This is a genomic window from Rhodovulum sp. PH10, from assembly GCF_000293785.1.
Taxonomy (GTDB): domain Bacteria; phylum Pseudomonadota; class Alphaproteobacteria; order Rhizobiales; family Xanthobacteraceae; genus Rhodoplanes.
The window spans coordinates 37048-53279 of record NZ_AKZI01000091.1; the positions used below are offsets into that span (position 1 = coordinate 37048).

Sequence of the window (16232 nt, forward strand, 5' to 3'; positions counted from 1 at the left end):
TGTCCTGCGTCCGAGATATTGCGTCCGATCCTGCGACCGGGTCGCCGCGCCGTCGTTCAGGACGGCGTGGCGGTGTTGATCGGCTCGACCGGCTCGCCCGGCGTCACCGCCGCCGCGAACCGGTTGAAGAACTCGTCGGCCATCTTCTTGGAGGCGCCGGCGATCAGCCGTTGGCCGAGCTGGGCGAGCTTGCCGCCGATCTGCGCCTCCACCGTGTAGGACAGCACGGTGCCGCCCTCGTTTTCCAGCAGCGCCACCGCCGCGCCGCCCTTGGCGAAGCCGGCGACACCGCCTTCGCCCTCGCCGACGATCCGGTAGCTCGCCGGCGGATCGAGATCCATCAGCAGCACCTTGCCCTTCCAGCGGGCCTTCACCGGCCCGATCTTGGTCACCGCCACCGCCTGGAACTCGAAGTCCGACAGGCGGTCGAGCATCTCACAACCGGGGATGCACACGCGCAACGTCTCGGGATCGTTCAACCTGTCCCACACGGTCTCGCGAGGTGCCGGCAACTGCACCTCCCCAGTCATGGTGATCGCCATCGGGAGTCTCCTGGTGTCGTGACTGTGCGCGGTGCGTCGTGCGCGGGGCATCCTGCGGCGCGCGCGCCATCATAGGGGATGTGCATGCTTTTTGCATCCGGAGAGGCCGGCTCGAGTGCGCCGCCCGCGGTGGTCCGCCTCGCATCCGGAAGGCGACCGCCGCGTGGGCAAGCCGCGTCGGGCATGCGCGGCCGATGGTGCGGTGCGGCCGGGATGCGGTGTGACCGGGTGCGGCGCGGCCGCAGGATCCCCGCCCGGAACGCCCCAGGAATGCGCCGGAGCATCTTCCGCGCCTCTCGGCCGGGTGTAAGCTTCCGCGGTCGAGCCTTTCGGTTCGGGTGTCCGCCCGGATCGAGCTTCCCGAACAATCTTCACGAGAAACGCCCGGAAACGCGCCAAGAACGCAAGGGAGAACGATCGCCATGGACCGGTACGCGCGCGGCCCTTTCAACATCGGCTACGAGCAGCGGGTCGACCTCTCGACACTGCGCGCCGAACGGATCGCCAAGGCGCAGGAGCAGCGCCGCAAGGCCGGCCTCGATGCCATTTTGGTGTGGAAGGACGAGAACTGCCGCTACCTCACCGACCTGCGGCCGCAGCTGATCGCCGGCAAGACGACCGCGCTCAACGGCGCGCTGCTGATCGAGGGCGAGGCGCCGATCCTGTTTTGCTCGGGCGGTGAGCACGACCGCGTGCAGCTCACCATGCCGTGGGTGAAGGAGGCGCACATCATCCCGATCATCGAGGAGGTGGCGCTGGTCGACGGGATGGTGAAGGACATTTTGGGGCCGGTGCTGAAGAAGCATCGCCTGACCGAGGCGAAGCTCGGCCTCGACGAGTCCAACATCGTGTTCTTCAAGGCGCTGCAGCGCCACTTTCCGAAACTGCAGATCGAGGACGGCGACACGCCGATGCTCGCCGCCCGCCGGCACAAGCTGCCGGGCGAGATCGTGCTGCTCGAGGAGGCGACGGCGATCGCCGATGCGGTCACCGCCTCCGCCACCGCGGCGATCGCCGAGGGCGTGCGCGAGTGCGACGTGGTCGGCGAGGCGATGCGCACGCTGTTCAAGCTCGGCGGCGAGTATTCGCACGTGATGACGCCGTTCGTCGCCTCGGGCGAGCACATGGCGCCGCCGAACCGGATCTGCTCGGACAAGCTGATCAGGAACGGCGACATCGTCTTCATCGATATCGGCGCCTGCTTCAACGGCTATTTCGGCGACATGGCGCGCGCGGTGATCTGCGGAAAGCCGTCCGACGAGCAGCGAAAGATCTTCACCGCCGTCTACGAGGGTTTGATGGACGGCATCGCCGAGATGCGACCCGGCCGCACCGACAAGGACTGCACCGACGCGATCGTGCGGGCCGCCGGAAAGTATGGGCTGGACGGGCGCTTCCTGTCGCTGTTCATCGCCCACGGCGTCGGCATCGGTGCCAACGAGCCGCCTTATATCGGCGAGACGCTGCCGGGCGCGCCCACCTACGAGTTCGAGCCGGGGATGGTGTTCGCGGTCGAGCCGCTGATCTGGGTGCCGGGCGTGCGCGGCGGCGGCGGCGTGCGGCTCGAGGACATGGTGCTGATCACCGATGGTGCCCCGCACGTGATGTCGCGCGCGCCCTACGACGAGAAGCTCTTGCTGGGGTAGGGCGGGGGTGTCCACTGCCGCCGCTGCTCCCTCTCCCCGCTCGCGGGCTATGGGATGCACACAAGAGAAAAATGCCAAGTGTTTCAGTTGGAACCACGCGGGTCGACAAGCTCTCCGCCGTCATCGCCGGGCTTCGACCCGGCGATCCATCAAACCGAAAACAAAGACGCATTTTGATTTTGATGGATGCGCGGGTCGGAGCCCGCGCATGACGGATGCATGCATCCGAGGCGATGTGTGCATCCTGTAGCGCTCGCGGGGAGAGGGTCGGGGTGAGGGGCGTGTGCGCCAGTGATTTGCTCGAGGTCCCCCTCGGCCGGACCGCTTCGCGGTCCGACCTCTCCCCACCGGGGAGAGGTGGAGGCCGTGCCGGGACCGATGTTTCGAACTGATAACGGAAACGTGTGGCTCTGGGTCCCCGCTTTCGCGGGGACGAGCGGAGGGATCGCTCAGGTCTCACCTCTCCCCGCGCGCGGGGAGAGGTGAGAAGTCGCCGCCGCTCGGATCACTTCGCCTTCAGAAAGTCGCCGACCTCGAGCAGCACGAACTCGTTGTCGTCCGCCTTGTTGGGCTCGCGGCTCGACGAGAACGGCAGGTTGTTGTCGTTGCCGACCACGATGTGGGTGGCGTCGACCCGGTCGACGTTCTCGATGGTGAAGAACGGGAAGGTCAGCACGCCGTTCTCCAGCGGCTTTCTCGCCTTCTTGTTCGGGTCCTGGATCTTCAGCAGGTCGATATAGCCGATCTTGCGCACCGGCTTGCCGACGGTCTCGTCGGTCAGCTCGATCTTGTAGATGCGCTTGAACTTCGGCAGGTCCGGAAAGCAGTCGGTGCCGCGCGTGCCGGCCGGGCAGGCCTTTTCGGCCACACCCTCGCCGTCGTCACGCTCGATCACCAGGCCCGCGGTGCCGTCGATCATGTTGAAATCGCCGATGGCGTTGCCGTTCTGCTCGAACGGGTAGTACCAGAACCGCCCGGTGAACTTCTTCGCCTGCGTGTCGAACTCGAGGATGCGCGAGGCCTGCTTGCCGTCGAGGTTCTCCCACTCCTTCTTGTCGGCGTTCCACAGCGGGCCTTCCAAGAGGCCGTAGAGGAAGCGACCGTCCATCGAGGCGGCAAAGCCCTCGAAGCCCTTCGAGCGGCGCAGATTGAACTTGCCGGTCTGGTCGGGAGCGGCGGGCGAAGAAATCATCGGGTTGTCGGGCGAGCGCACCGGCTTGCCGTCGGCGAGCGTCTCGTAGACGGCGCGCACTTTTCCCGACATGTCGGCCTCGATGATCCACGGGCCGAACTCGTCGCCGATCCACAAAGTGTCGCCGATCGGCTGAAAGCCCTCGGTGTCGAAGTCGCTGCCGGTGAGGTAGCGCTTGTCGGTTCCCTCGTGGACGATGCGGAACGGCACCTTCTTGTCGGGATCGGACAGGAAGATCGTCTCGATGCGCTCGAACTTGCCGGACGCCCAGTCGATCCGGTAGCGGTTGAGGAAGAGCATCGTGTCCGGCGAGTTCGTCTTGGCGCCGAAGCCGTTGTCGGTGAGGATCAGGAAGGTGCCGTCGGGCATCACCTTGACGCCGGAATGGCCCTGGATCGGCTGGCCGTCGAACGGCAGCGACACGCCGGTCGGGCGCTCCTTCGACGTGCCCATCACCGTGCCGACGGCATCGACCCGCTTGCCGGTGGTGAACTTGCCGGACACCTTCAGGTCGGCCGGGGCGTCGGCCGGGGCCGGCACGAAGCTCTCCGCCGGCAGCACGGCGTGGCCGGCGAGCACGGCGGGAAATTCCTGCTGGGCGAAGGCGGGGGTGGCGAGCGCGAGCGCGAGAGCGGCGCCCGCGAAAACGATCGAGCGAGGCATCGAGCGGGACATGGAGACTCCTTCGGTGGGTCTCCGAGGGTTTTGGAAGCCTCCCGCTACCGCCCCACGACCGTCCGGTGACACTTGCGTGACACGGCGCCGTGCCGCAGCCGTGCAAGGCGAGGGGTTTGCCGGCGAGTGTCGGGGTTGCAGAGAGGCGTGGCTGGTCGGAACGCCTCTGCCATCAGGCAGCCGGCAGGACGAGGTCGCGGCGCGCTTCGATGTGGATGGAGAACGGCCCTTTCAGGTCCGGACGATTGTCGGCGATCATCTCGGGGGCGAGGTCGCGCACCAGGTCGACGAACTCGTCGAAGGTCGCCGCCTCGACGTGCAGGCCCGGCACGTCCGACTGTGAGGTGAACACGCCGGCCTCCGCGTCCCAGGTGGCGGTGACGGTGAAGCTCGAGGATTTTTCTCGGGTCATGCGGGCGGCTCGTCGGGTGGCGTGTACGCGCGGAAGTCTAGCAAATGCGCGGCCGAACGAAAGCGAGCGCCGGCGCCGCCGTACCGCTGCACCCCTCGGTCACCCCGCCCGCACCTCCGGCGGGTTGGGCAGGAAGCGGGCGCCCTCGGCCACCACGAAGTCCTGCAGTGCGGTGGTCGCCGGCATCGCCCGCTTGCTGGAAAGCCGCACCACGAACCAGTTGCGCAGCAGCGGCAAGCCTTCGACGTCGAGCACCACCAGCCGGCCGTCGGACAGCTCGGCGGCGATCGTGTGCACCGAGATGAAGGACAGGCCGAGCCCGGCCATCACCGCCTGCTTGATCGTCTCGTTGGAGCCGATCTCCATGCCGATCGCCGGCTGCACACCGGCGCGGGCGAAAAACGTCTCCATCAGCGTGCGGGTGCCGGAGCCGATTTCGCGCACGAGAAACGTCTCCGTGGCGAGGGCTGCCGGCGTCAGCCCCTTGCGGCCGGCGAGCCGGTGCTCGGGCGGCCCGACGATCACGTGCGGGTGCGGACCGATCAAATGGCTCTCCACCTCGCCGGTCTCGGGCGGACGGCCCATCACGCACAGATCGAGCGCGCCTGCCTCGAACTGGGCGATGATGTCGCGCCGATTGCCGACCACCAGCTGCAGCTCGACCTTCGGGTGCTCCTTGGCGAAGGCCGCCAGCATGCGCGGCGCGAAATACTTTGCGGTCGACACCACGCCGACGGTGACCCGCCCGGCATCGAGCGATTCCAGCGCCACCAGCGCGTCGCGGCATTCGGCGAGCGCCGCCTCCACCTTGCGGGCGGCCAGCAAAACCTCGCGGCCGGCGGCGGTGGGGGTGAGGCCGCGGCCGTCGCGGTCGAACAGCGGCAGGCCGACCTCCTGCTCGAGCTGGCGCATCTGCATGGTGACGGCCGGCGGGGTGATGTGGTTGGCGTCCGCCGCGGCGGAAAAGCTGCCGAGCCGGGCGGCGCTTTCCACCAGCCGCAGGTGCTTGAGCGTGACATTGCGCATGGCATTAAGCCTGGCTGAAACACAACTTCAGGACATTCGAATTTACTGAATATTTCGGATAGCGCAATCTCCCCCTCGACCAGACCCGAGGAGCATCCGATGACCGTCACGCTCGCCCCGAGCCCGACCCAGAGCCAGAGCGGCGCCGACACCGGTGCCATCAAGGACGCCAAGAAGCGCTACGCCGCGGGCGTCCTGAAATACGCCCAGATGGGATACTGGGACGGCGACTACGAGCCCAAGGACACCGACGTTCTCGCGGTCTTCCGCATCACCCCGCAAGAGGGCGTCGACCCGGTGGAGGCGGCGGCGGCGGTGGCCGGCGAAAGCTCCACCGCGACCTGGACGGTGGTGTGGACCGACCGTCTGACCGCGTGCGACAGCTATCGCGGCAAAGCCTACAAGGTCGAGCCGGTGCCGGGCCAGGAGGGCCAGTATTTCGTCTATATCGCCTACGACCTGATCCTGTTCGAGGAAGGCTCGATCGCCAACCTCACCGCCTCGATCATCGGCAACGTGTTCTCGTTCAAGCCGCTGAAGGCCGCCCGGCTCGAGGACATGCGGCTGCCGCCGGCTTATGTGAAAACCTTCAAGGGCCCGCCGACCGGCATCGTGGTCGAGCGCGAGCGGCTCAACTCCTTCGGCCGTCCGCTGCTCGGCGCCACCATCAAGCCGAAGCTCGGCCTGTCGGGCAAGAATTACGGCCGCGTCGTCTACGAGGCGTTGCGCGGCGGCCTCGACTTCACCAAGGACGACGAGAACATCAACTCGCAGCCTTTCATGCACTGGCGCGACCGCTTCCTCTACTGCATGGAGGGCGTCAACCAGGCCGCCGTGCGCACCGGCGAGGTGAAGGGGCATTATCTCAACATCACCGCCGGCACCATGGAGGAGATGTATCGCCGCGCCGAATTCGCCAAGGAACTCGGCTCGGTGATCGTGATGGTCGATCTGATCATCGGCTGGACCGCCATTCAGTCGATCTCCGAATGGGCGCGCGCGAACGACATGATCCTGCACATGCACCGCGCCGGCCACGGCACCTACACGCGCCAGAAATCGCACGGCGTGTCGTTCCGGGTGATCGCCAAGTGGCTGCGGCTCGCCGGCGTCGACCATCTGCATGCGGGCACCGCGGTCGGCAAGCTCGAGGGCGATCCGATGACCGTGCAGGGCTACTACAACATCCTGCGCGAGCGTCACAACGAGGTGGATCTGCCGCGCGGCGTGTTCTTCGAGCAGGACTGGGCCGACATCCGCCGCGTCATGCCGGTCGCCTCGGGCGGCATCCACGCCGGGCAGATGCACCAGCTGCTGACCCTGTTCGGCGACGACGTGGTGCTGCAGTTCGGCGGCGGCACGATCGGCCACCCGATGGGCATCGAGGCCGGCGCGATCGCCAACCGCGTGGCGCTGGAGGCGATGGTGCTCGCCCGCAACGAGGGCCGCGACATCATGGCGGAGGGGCCGGAGATCCTTCAGGAGGCGGCGAAGTGGTGCAAGCCGCTGGAGGCGGCGCTGCACACCTGGGGCTCGGTCACCTTCGACTACACCTCGACCGACACCTCGGATTTCGTCCCGACCGCCTCGGTGGCGTGACGGGGGCTCGCCCCCGGCCCCCGGACCTTTCTCCGTCCTCGGCCCGAGGTGCCCGGCGGAGCCGGGCCTCGAAGGGCGAGGGCGGCCCGGACCGGAGCCGGTGACCTCATGGTTCGAGACGGCTGCGTCGCAGCCTTCTCGGCACGAGGGGATCATCAGAATTCGTCGCCCAGCGACAAGGAGCAGAAAATGCGCATCACCCAGGGAGCGTTCTCCTTCCTGCCCGACCTGACCGACCAGCAGATTTCCGCGCAGATCGAGTACGCGCTGGAGAAGGGCTGGGCCGTCGCCATCGAATTCACCGACGACCCGCATCCCCGCAACACCTATTGGGACATGTGGGGGATCCCGATGTTCGACCTGCGCGACGCCGCCGGCGTGATGGGCGAGGTGAAGGCCTGCCGCGAGGCGAATCCGGACTGCTACATTCGCCTCTCGGCGTTCGACTCGACCCGCGGCTGGGAGACGGTGCGGCTCGCCTTCATCGTCCACCGGCCGAAGGAGGAGGCGAAATACCGCCTCTCGCGCACCGAAGGCGCCGGGCGGGTGCAGCGTTACGAGATCGTGCGGGCGTGACGCGCCGGCACGAGGTGCGCTTGTCGCCGGCGCACCGAGGTGCTCCGCTCGTCCCCGCGAAGGCGGGGACGAAGGACCGGACGGCGTGAGAGCCGGGTTCCCGCTTGCGCGGGAACGAGCGGAGAATGGGGCTTCCGCCCTCACCCTGAGGAGCCCGCGTAGCGGGCGTCTCGAAGGGCGAGGGCGGCCGGGATGGACGCTTGAAATCGGTTCCGGCGATTTCGGCATCTCGAGTGCACAAGTCGGCTGAAGCCGGCGTCCGGTGGCCTCATGGTTCGAGACGCAGCCTTCGGCCGCTCCTCTCCATGAGGGGATCGGTCGGTGAGCGGGTCTCACAGGACGTCGGGCCCCGGACGGCGAAATCGAGGCGGTAGGAGTCGGCCATGACCACGACGATGCAGACCGGCAACGGGGCGGCCCCGCAGGCGAAAAATCCCGCCGGCGCGACCGCCGACCAGGCTGCCGACCAAGCCGCCGACACCGCCCCGCCGGAGAACGGCCGCGTCGACCTCAAGGCGCTGTCGCACGACACTCAGATCGACGAGGTGTTGACCGAGCTCGACAATGCGCTGATCGGGCTGAAGCCGGTGAAGCGGCGCATCCGCGAGATCGCCGCCTATCTGCTGGTCGACAAGGCGCGCCGCCTGCAGGGGCTCACCGCCAATCCGCCGACGCTGCACATGGCGTTCACCGGCAACCCCGGCACCGGCAAGACGACGGTGGCGCTGCGCATGGCCTCGATCCTCCACCGGCTCGGCTATGTGCGAAAGGGCCATCTCGTCTCGGTCACCCGCGACGATCTGGTCGGCCAGTATATCGGCCACACCGCGCCGAAGACCAAAGAGGTGCTCAAGCGGGCGATGGGCGGCGTGCTGTTCATCGACGAGGCCTATTATCTCTACCGGCCGGAGAACGAGAAGGATTACGGCCAGGAAGCGATCGAGATTCTCCTCCAGGTGATGGAGAACCAGCGCGAGGATCTGGTCGTGATCCTCGCCGGCTACGGCGATCGCATGGAGACCTTCTTCTCCGCCAATCCCGGGTTTCGCTCGCGCATCACGCACCACATCGATTTCCCGGACTACGACGACGGCGAGCTGGTGGCGATCACCGAAAAGCTCGCCGCGGAGGAAGGCTATCTCTTCGACGACGAGGCGCGGGCGGCGCTCGTGTCCTATGTCTCGGCGCGGCGGCAGCAGCCGAATTTCGCCAATGCGCGCTCGATGCGCAACGCTTTCGACCGCGCCCGGCTGCGCCAGGCGATGCGCCTGTTCGAGGGCGACGGCACGGTCGACCGCGAGGCGCTGCGCACCATCACGGCGGCCGAAATCAAGGCGAGCCGGGTTTTCGGGAACTGATATGATGTCGTGAGAGCCGGCGTCGGACCGGCGAAAACGGCGAAAACGGCGAGGCGGAAGAGGCGGGACGACCATGGACACGCTCCAAGACTATCTGACACGCTGGGCCGGCGACGACGCGACCCGCGCCGCGGTGAAGGCCACGCTGCTCGCGCTCGCCGGCGCCACCGCCCGCATCTCGGCCGTGGTGGCGGACGGCCCGCTGCTCGGCGACCTCTCGGCCTCGCTCGGCGTCGGTGCCGACGGCTGGGACGAGCAGAAAGAGCTCGACGTGCGCGCCGACCGGCTGATCTGCGAAGCCCTCGCCGGCACGCCGGTCGCGGCATACGCCTCGGAGGAGGCCGAGCTGCCGGTCGCGGTCACCGCAGGCGGGCCGCTCTTGGTCGCGGTCGATCCGCTCGACGGCTCCTCCAATATCGACACCGACGTGACGATCGGCACCATCTTCTCGGTGCTGCCGGCGCCCGAGGGCGTCGATCCGGTGAGCGAGGCGGCGTTCATGCAGCCCGGCCGCAATCAGCTCGCCGCCGGCTATGTCGTCTACGGCCCGCACAGCGCGCTGGTGCTGAGTGTCGGGCAGGGCACCGCGCATTTCGTGCTGGATCGCAAGGCCGACACGTTCCGCCTGGTGAACGCCGAGGTGAAGATCCCGGCAAGCGCGAAAGAGTTCGCGATCAACATGTCGAACCACCGGCACTGGGACGACCGCTTGCGGCTCTATATCGACGATCTTCTCCAGGGCAAGGACGGCCCGCGCGAGGCCGACTACAACATGCGCTGGATCGCCTCGATGGTCGCGGAAGCGCATCGCATCCTGGTGCGCGGCGGCATCTATCTCTATCCGGCCGACACGCGGGCGGGCTACACGCAAGGGCGGCTGCGGCTGATCTACGAGGCGAACCCGGTCGCGCTGCTGATGGAGCAGGCGGGCGCCGCCGCGACCGACGGGCGCACGCCCATTCTCGACGTGACGCCGGAGAAGCTGCACCAGCGCATTCCGCTGGTGTTCGGCTCGCGCGAGAAGGTGGAGCGGGTGTCGAACTATCTCACCGGGCCGGGCGAGATCGCCGAGCGCTCGCCGCTGTTCGGCAGGCGCGGCCTTCTGATGGCGTGAGAGAGCGTCTTCCGTCGTTCGTCGTTCCGGACGCCGTGCGATGCACGGCCGCCCGGCCTCCATGACCCGGTTCACGGCCACGGTCCCTGGTCGTGGAGCCCGGGCTCGCGGACCCGCGGGCCGCGTGCCGGAACGACTCGTTTCGTCAGCTCATTCGGATTTGCGAAATGTCCATCAAGCACCCGATCATTTCCGTCACCGGCTCCTCCGGCGCCGGCACCACCACGGTGAAGCACACCTTCGACCAGATTTTTCGCCGCGAAGGCATTTCCGCGGTGTCGATCGAGGGCGACGCCTTCCATCGCTACGACCGTGCGGCGATGAAGGAGCAGCTCGCCCGCCACTATGCCGAGGGCGACCCGACCTTCAGCCATTTCAGCCTCGAGGCGAACGAGCTGGAGACACTCGAGCAGGTCTTCATGGAGTACGGGGCGAGCGGCAAGGGGCGCACGCGCCACTATGTCCACAGCGAGGCGGAGGCCGCCAAATTCGGCGTGCCGGCCGGCCACTTCACGCCGTGGGAGCCGTTCACCGAGACCTCCGATCTGCTGTTTTACGAGGGGCTGCACGGCGCCGTCGTCACCGACACGATCGACATCGCCCGGCACGCGGACCTGAAGATCGGCGTGGTGCCGGTGATCAATCTCGAATGGATCCAGAAGATGCACCGCGACCGTGCGGCGCGCGGCTACACCGCCGAGGCGGTCACCGACGTGATCTTGCGGCGCATGCACGCCTACGTGCACGTGATCTGTCCGCAATTCACCGAGACCGACATCAACTTCCAGCGCGTGCCGACGGTCGACACCTCGAACCCGTTCGTCGCCCGCTGGATCCCGACTCCGGACGAATCGATGGTGGTGATCCGCTTCAAGAACCCGCGCGGCATCGACTTCGCCTATCTGCGCACCATGATCGACGGCAGCTTCATGAGCCGCGCCAACTCGATCGTGATTCCGGGCGGCAAGCTCGATCTGGCGATGCAGCTCATCCTCACGCCGATGATCCTGAAGATCGTCGAGCGCAAGCGCCGCGCGCTGGCGTGAGGAAAGCGACGGAGAACGATCCGCCCTCGTCCTGAGGAGCGCTCTGCAAGAGCGCGTCTCGAAGGGCGGGCGGCCCGTTCCGGGCCTCGTGGTTCGAGACGGCTGCTTCGCAGCCTCCTCACCACGAGGTCGAGAGGCCGGGAAAGCAGGCGTCGGAACAGACAAAGACACGGCACGGGAGGAACGACGATGACCACGACCGACACGCTGGAACGGCCGCCGGCCGCGACCGGGCTGCAATGGCCGGTGACGGCGGCGCTGCGGGCGCTGGCGATGGATGCGGTGGAGGCGGCGAAATCGGGCCATCCCGGCGCGCCGATGGGCATGGCGGAGATCGCCGCGGTGGTGTGGCGCGAGGTGATGCGGCACGATCCGGCCGACCCCGCCTGGCCCGACCGCGACCGCTTCGTGCTGTCCAACGGGCACGCCTCGATGCTGCTCTACGCGCTTCTGCATCTCACCGGCTACGATCTGCCGGTCGAGGAGCTGAAGCGGTTCCGCCAGTTCGGCTCAAAGACGCCCGGCCATCCCGAGCGCGGCATGACGCCGGGCGTGGAGACCACCACCGGGCCGCTCGGGCAGGGGCTCGGCAACGCGGTCGGCATGGCGCTGGCGGAAAAGACGCTCGCCGCGCAGTTCAACCGGCCGGGCCACACGATCGTCGATCACCGCACCTTCGTGTTTCTCGGCGACGGCTGCCTGATGGAAGGCATCAGCCACGAGGCGTGCTCGCTCGCCGGTCGGCTGGGGCTCGGCAAGCTCGTCTGCTTCTGGGACGACAACGGCATCTCGATCGACGGCAAGGTGAGCGAGTGGTTCGCCGACGACACCGCCGCGCGCTTCCGCGCCTATGGCTGGCACGTGGTGGAGGGGGTCGACGGGCACGACGTCGCGGCGGTCGCCAAGGCCGCGGCCGAGGCATTGGCGGAGACGGACAAGCCGTCGCTGGTGTGCTGCCGCACGGTGATCGGCCGCGGCGCACCGACCAAGCAGGGCCACCAGGACACCCACGGCGCGCCGCTCGGCAAGGACGAGATCGCCGCCACCCGCGAGGCGATGGGCTGGAGCCATCCGCCCTTCGTGGTGCCGGCCGAGATTTATGCCGAGTGGGACGCCCGGCCGCGCGGCGCGGCACTGTCGGCCGACTGGCGGGCGCGCTTTTCCGCCTACACGCAAGCGCACCCGGAGCTCGCCGCCGAGTTCACCCGGCGGCTCGCCGGTCACCTGCCGCAAGACTTCGCCACCGCGGCGGAGGCGGCGCTCGCGGCAGAGACTGCGGCCGGCAGCGTCGCCACCCGCAAGGCGGGCCAGATCGCGCTGACCGAGTTCGCCAAGGCTTTGCCGGAGCTGATCGGCGGGTCGGCCGATCTCGCCCACTCGAACCTCACGATCCATCCCGGCAGCAGGCCGGTGACGCGCGACCCGGCCGGCAACCAGATCTTCTTCGGCGTGCGCGAGTTCGGCATGTCGGCGATCGCCAACGGTCTCGCGCTGCACGGCGGCTTCGTGCCCTATGTCGCGACCTTCCTGGTCTTCTCCGACTATGCCCGCAACGCGGTGCGGATGTCGGCGCTGATGGGCCTGCGGGTGGTCTATGTCTTCACTCACGACTCGATCTCGGTCGGCGAGGACGGCCCGACCCACCAGCCGATCGAGCACGTGGAGAGCCTTCGGCTGATCCCGAACCTCGCGGTGTGGCGGCCGGCCGATGCGGCCGAGACCGCGCGGGCGTGGCGGGCGGCGCTCGCCCGGCACGACGGGCCGACGGCGCTGATCCTCACCCGCCAGGCCTTGCCGCCGCAGCCGGCGGACGGGCTCGACACGCTGCCGGAGACCGGCGCCCGCGTGCTGCGCGAGGCGGCGGACGCCAAGGCGACGCTGGTCGCGACCGGCTCGGAGGTCCGCCTCGCGATGGACGCCGCCGCGACGCTCGCGGAGGAGGGCACGCCGGTGCGGGTCGTGTCGATGCCGTGCGTCGAAGCCTTCGAGGCCCTTCCGGCCGAGGCGTGCGCCGCCCTGGTGCCGTCCGGCAAGCCCGTGGTGGTGGTGGAGGCGGGGGCGACGCGTGGCTGGCGCGGCCTCGCCGGGCCCACGGGGCGGGTGATCGGCCTCGACCGGTTCGGCGAGTCGGCGCCGGAAAAGGACCTTCTGGCGCATTTCGGCTTCACCGCCGATCGTGTCGCCGCCGCGGTGCGCGCCGTGGTGTGACCGCCGGAAACGCGTTCGGGTGTCCTCGGCGCCGTCGGTCCCGCGACGGCGCCGCCTTTTCGTGTTCGCCATTGGTCCGACACCGGGCGCAATGCGCCGAAGTTGCGGAACTCTGCACCCGGGCTTCGCCGTTTCCCCTGGCGCCACGCAGCGGCGGCACGGGAGAGCGAAAGAGGCATGTCGGACCAGTCCTCGAAAACCGTCGTGTATGCGGCGCTGATCGGCAACCTGCTGATCGCCATCACGAAATTCATCGCGGCGGCGTGGTCCGGCAGCTCCGCGATGCTGAGCGAGGGCGTCCATTCGGTGGTCGACACCGGCAACGAGGGGCTGCTGCTCTACGGCATGCATCGGGCCAAGCGCCCGCCCGACGACCATCACCCGCTCGGCCACGGCCGCGAGCTCTATTTCTGGAGCTTCATCGTCGCCTTGCTGATCTTCGCGGTCGGCTCCGGCGTGTCGCTCTACGAGGGCGTGCTGCACATCCTCGAGCCGTCGCCGATCAGCGATGCTCGGATCAATTACATCGTCTATGGCATCGCCTTCGTGTTCGAGGGCACCTCCTGGGCGATCGCGCTGCGCGCGTTCCGCCGCGCCAATCCCGGCCAGGGCTGGCTCGATGCCGCCACCCGCAGCAAGGACCCGCCGGGCTTCATGGTGCTGTTCGAGGATTCCGCGGCGCTGATCGGCATCGCCATCGCCGCGCTCGGCACGTTCGCGGCGGAGTATTTCGAGGAGCCGATCCTCGACGGCGTCGCCTCGATCGGCATCGGCCTGCTGCTCGCCGCCACCGCCGCCTTCCTCGCCCGCGAGAGCAAGGGCCTGCTGATCGGCGAGCCCGCCCGCAAGGGGGTCCGCGATTCGATCGGTGCGATCGCCCGCGCGCACGAAGGCGTCGACCGGGTGATCGACCTGATCACCGTGCATCTCGCGCCCGACCAGATTCTCGTCGCGCTCGCGCTCGACTTCACCGACGCCCGCACCGCCGGCGACATCGAGCGGGACGTCGCCGCCCTCGAGGAGGCGATCCGGTCGAAGCATCCCGAGGTGCGGGCGCTGTTCGTGCGGCCGCAGCGGGCGGACGTGCCGCGGCCGGCGCGGCGGCTCGCGAGCGGCATCGGGCCGCGCGAGGGCACCGCCCGGGAGCGGCCGACGCTTCAGCCGGAATGAAGCCTGCTTTCACAATATTCAAATTTACTGATGTGATGCGATCGCCCAAGCTTCTCCGAGGAATCTTTCCGGGGAGCATGCCATGAAGCCGGTGATCGCGCCGTCCATCCTGTCCGCCGACTTCTCCCGCCTCGGCGCGGAGATCGCCGCCGTCGAGGCGGCCGGCGCCGACTGGATCCATTTCGACGTGATGGACAATCATTTCGTGCCGAACCTCACCTTCGGACCGATGGTGCTGAAGGCCGTGCGGCCGCACACCGAGCTGCCGATCGACGTGCATCTGATGGTGCAGCCGGTCGATGCGCTGATCGAAGGCTTTGCCGCCGCCGGCGCCGACCTGATCTCGGTGCATGTCGAGGCCTGCCCGCATCTCGACCGCAGCCTCCAGCTGATCCGCGCCAAGGGCAAGCAGGTCGGCGTGGTGCTCAACCCGGCGACGCCGGCGAGCAGCCTCGAATGCGTGCTGCACCAGGTCGATCTCGTGCTCTTGATGACCGTGAACCCCGGCTTTCCCGGCCAAGCCTTCATCCGCTCGGTGGTGGAGAAGGTCGGCGTCGTGCGCGACATGATCGCCGGCAGCGGCCGGCCGATCCGCCTCCAGGTCGACGGCGGCATCACGCCCGAGACGATCCGCGAGGTGGCGGCGGAAGGCGCCGACACCTTCGTCGCCGGCAGCGCGATCTTTGGCGCTCCGGACTACCGTGACGCGATCGGCGCGCTGCGGCGCGGCGCCGAGGCGATGGCGGCCGGCACGATGCGCGTCGCCGTGTGAGACGAACGGCAAGAGACTGTGACCTCATCCCGAGGGGCCGCGAAGCGGCCGTCTCGAAGGATGAGGCCCGCACAGTGGCCTCGTCCTTCGTGGCGCTGCGAGTTCCGCTTGCGGCGGGGTGCGGGGCGCGCTAGCTCGGGGCGTCACCACCGCAGCGGGCTTTGCGATGAGCACCGAGGCCGTCTTCGATTGCGCGGTCGGGCTGCCGATCGGCCCGAAAGTCGACGCCACGCCGGCGCGGCGGCCGGGTGGCGTCGCGCTCGCCGGACGCGTCGTCGCGCTGGCGCCGTTCGACATCGACCATCATGCCGCCGAGCTGTTTGCCGCCACCCACGGGCCCGAGCGTGAAAGGCTGTGGTTCTATCTCGGTGACGGCCCGTTCTCCGACCGCGCGGCGTTCGACGCCTATCTCGCCCGCTGGATCGAGCACGAGGAGCGGGTGTTTTACGCGATCCTCGATCGCGCGAGCGGGCGGGTTGTCGGGCATATCGCCTATATGCACATCGTCCCGGCGGACCACAGGGTCGAGATCGGCAACGTGCTGTTCTCGCCGTCGCTCGCCCGCACGACGGGGGCGACCGAGGCGGTGGTGCTGATGCTGCGCCATGCCTTCGACGATCTCGGCTACGACCGCGTCGAATGGAAGTGCAACACGCTGAACGCGCCCTCGCTGAAGGCCGCGCTGCGGCTCGGCTTCGTCTACGAGGGCGTGTTTCGCCGGCACATGATCCAGAAGGGCCGCAGCCGCGACACCGCCTGGCTGGCGATGGTGGTCGACGATTGGCCGGCGCGCAAGGCGGCGTTCGACGCCTGGCTGTCGCCCGCGAATTTTTACGAGGACGGCACGCAGCGCCAGAACCTCGCGCAGTTCATCGCCACGGCGGGCGCACCGTGAG

General features: G+C 68.4%; 14 protein-coding genes. 10 read left to right on the forward strand and 4 right to left on the reverse strand.

Annotation, left to right across the window (positions count from 1 at the left end; all coding sequences use genetic code 11):
* Nucleotides 1–56 precede the first annotated feature (56 nt).
* A complete protein-coding gene (locus tag A33M_RS15530; protein ID WP_008388885.1) occupies nt 57–542 on the reverse strand; it encodes an SRPBCC family protein in 486 nt (161 codons plus the stop codon).
* 422 nt (nt 543–964) lie between these two features.
* Between A33M_RS15530 and A33M_RS15535 the strand changes: the two genes are divergently transcribed.
* Nucleotides 965–2188, forward strand: a complete 1224-nt coding sequence (locus A33M_RS15535) for a M24 family metallopeptidase (protein WP_008388887.1) — start codon at nt 965–967, stop codon at nt 2186–2188.
* Between the two features lie 505 nt (nt 2189–2693).
* On the opposite strand, the gene A33M_RS15540 is transcribed toward A33M_RS15535, so the two are convergent.
* From A33M_RS15540 to A33M_RS15550, 3 genes are all read right to left on the reverse strand, one after another.
* Entirely contained in the window at nt 2694–4055 is a 1362-nt protein-coding gene (locus tag A33M_RS15540; protein ID WP_008388890.1) for an esterase-like activity of phytase family protein, read from the reverse strand.
* Between the two features lie 172 nt (nt 4056–4227).
* The gene (locus A33M_RS15545) at nt 4228–4467 is read right to left on the reverse strand and encodes a DUF1902 domain-containing protein (RefSeq protein WP_008388891.1); all 240 of its coding nucleotides are present in this window, start codon (nt 4465–4467) and stop codon (nt 4228–4230) included.
* A gap of 99 nt (nt 4468–4566) precedes the next feature.
* Complete coding sequence (locus A33M_RS15550; protein WP_008388893.1) at nt 4567–5493, reverse strand: LysR family transcriptional regulator; 927 nt, start codon at nt 5491–5493, stop codon at nt 4567–4569.
* A 99-nt stretch (nt 5494–5592) separates the two neighbouring features.
* On the opposite strand from A33M_RS15550, the gene A33M_RS15555 reads away from it, so the two are divergent.
* The 9 genes from A33M_RS15555 (at nt 5593) to A33M_RS15595 (ending at nt 16231) form a co-directional block, all read left to right on the forward strand.
* Nucleotides 5593–7092, forward strand: a complete 1500-nt coding sequence (locus A33M_RS15555) for a form I ribulose bisphosphate carboxylase large subunit (RefSeq protein WP_008388895.1) — start codon at nt 5593–5595, stop codon at nt 7090–7092.
* Nucleotides 7093–7281: 189 nt separating this feature from the next.
* A complete protein-coding gene (locus A33M_RS15560) occupies nt 7282–7668 on the forward strand; it encodes a ribulose bisphosphate carboxylase small subunit (RefSeq protein ID WP_040620901.1) in 387 nt (128 codons plus the stop codon).
* A 383-nt stretch (nt 7669–8051) separates the two neighbouring features.
* Nucleotides 8052–9026: a CbbX protein gene (cbbX, locus tag A33M_RS15565; protein WP_008388898.1), complete on the forward strand. Its 975-nt coding sequence runs from the start codon at nt 8052–8054 to the stop codon at nt 9024–9026.
* A gap of 73 nt (nt 9027–9099) precedes the next feature.
* On the forward strand, nt 9100–10140 hold the full coding sequence (locus A33M_RS15570; RefSeq protein ID WP_008388901.1) for a class 1 fructose-bisphosphatase: 1041 nt from the start codon (nt 9100–9102) through the stop codon (nt 10138–10140).
* Nucleotides 10141–10307: 167 nt separating this feature from the next.
* Nucleotides 10308–11186, forward strand: coding sequence for a phosphoribulokinase (locus A33M_RS15575; RefSeq protein ID WP_008388903.1), 879 nt, complete (start codon nt 10308–10310; stop codon nt 11184–11186).
* Nucleotides 11187–11375: 189 nt separating this feature from the next.
* Nucleotides 11376–13394 carry a transketolase gene (tkt, locus tag A33M_RS15580; protein ID WP_008388905.1) on the forward strand — a complete coding sequence of 673 codons (2019 nt, stop codon included), beginning with the start codon at nt 11376–11378 and terminating at the stop codon, nt 13392–13394.
* Between the two features lie 177 nt (nt 13395–13571).
* Nucleotides 13572–14564 carry a cation diffusion facilitator family transporter gene (locus tag A33M_RS15585; protein ID WP_040620903.1) on the forward strand — a complete coding sequence of 331 codons (993 nt, stop codon included), beginning with the start codon at nt 13572–13574 and terminating at the stop codon, nt 14562–14564.
* An 82-nt stretch (nt 14565–14646) separates the two neighbouring features.
* On the forward strand, nt 14647–15336 hold the full coding sequence (gene rpe / locus A33M_RS15590) for a ribulose-phosphate 3-epimerase (protein ID WP_008388909.1): 690 nt from the start codon (nt 14647–14649) through the stop codon (nt 15334–15336).
* Between the two features lie 166 nt (nt 15337–15502).
* Nucleotides 15503–16231 carry a GNAT family N-acetyltransferase gene (locus A33M_RS15595; protein WP_008388911.1) on the forward strand — a complete coding sequence of 243 codons (729 nt, stop codon included), beginning with the start codon at nt 15503–15505 and terminating at the stop codon, nt 16229–16231.
* The last annotated feature ends 1 nt before the right edge of the window (nt 16232 follow it).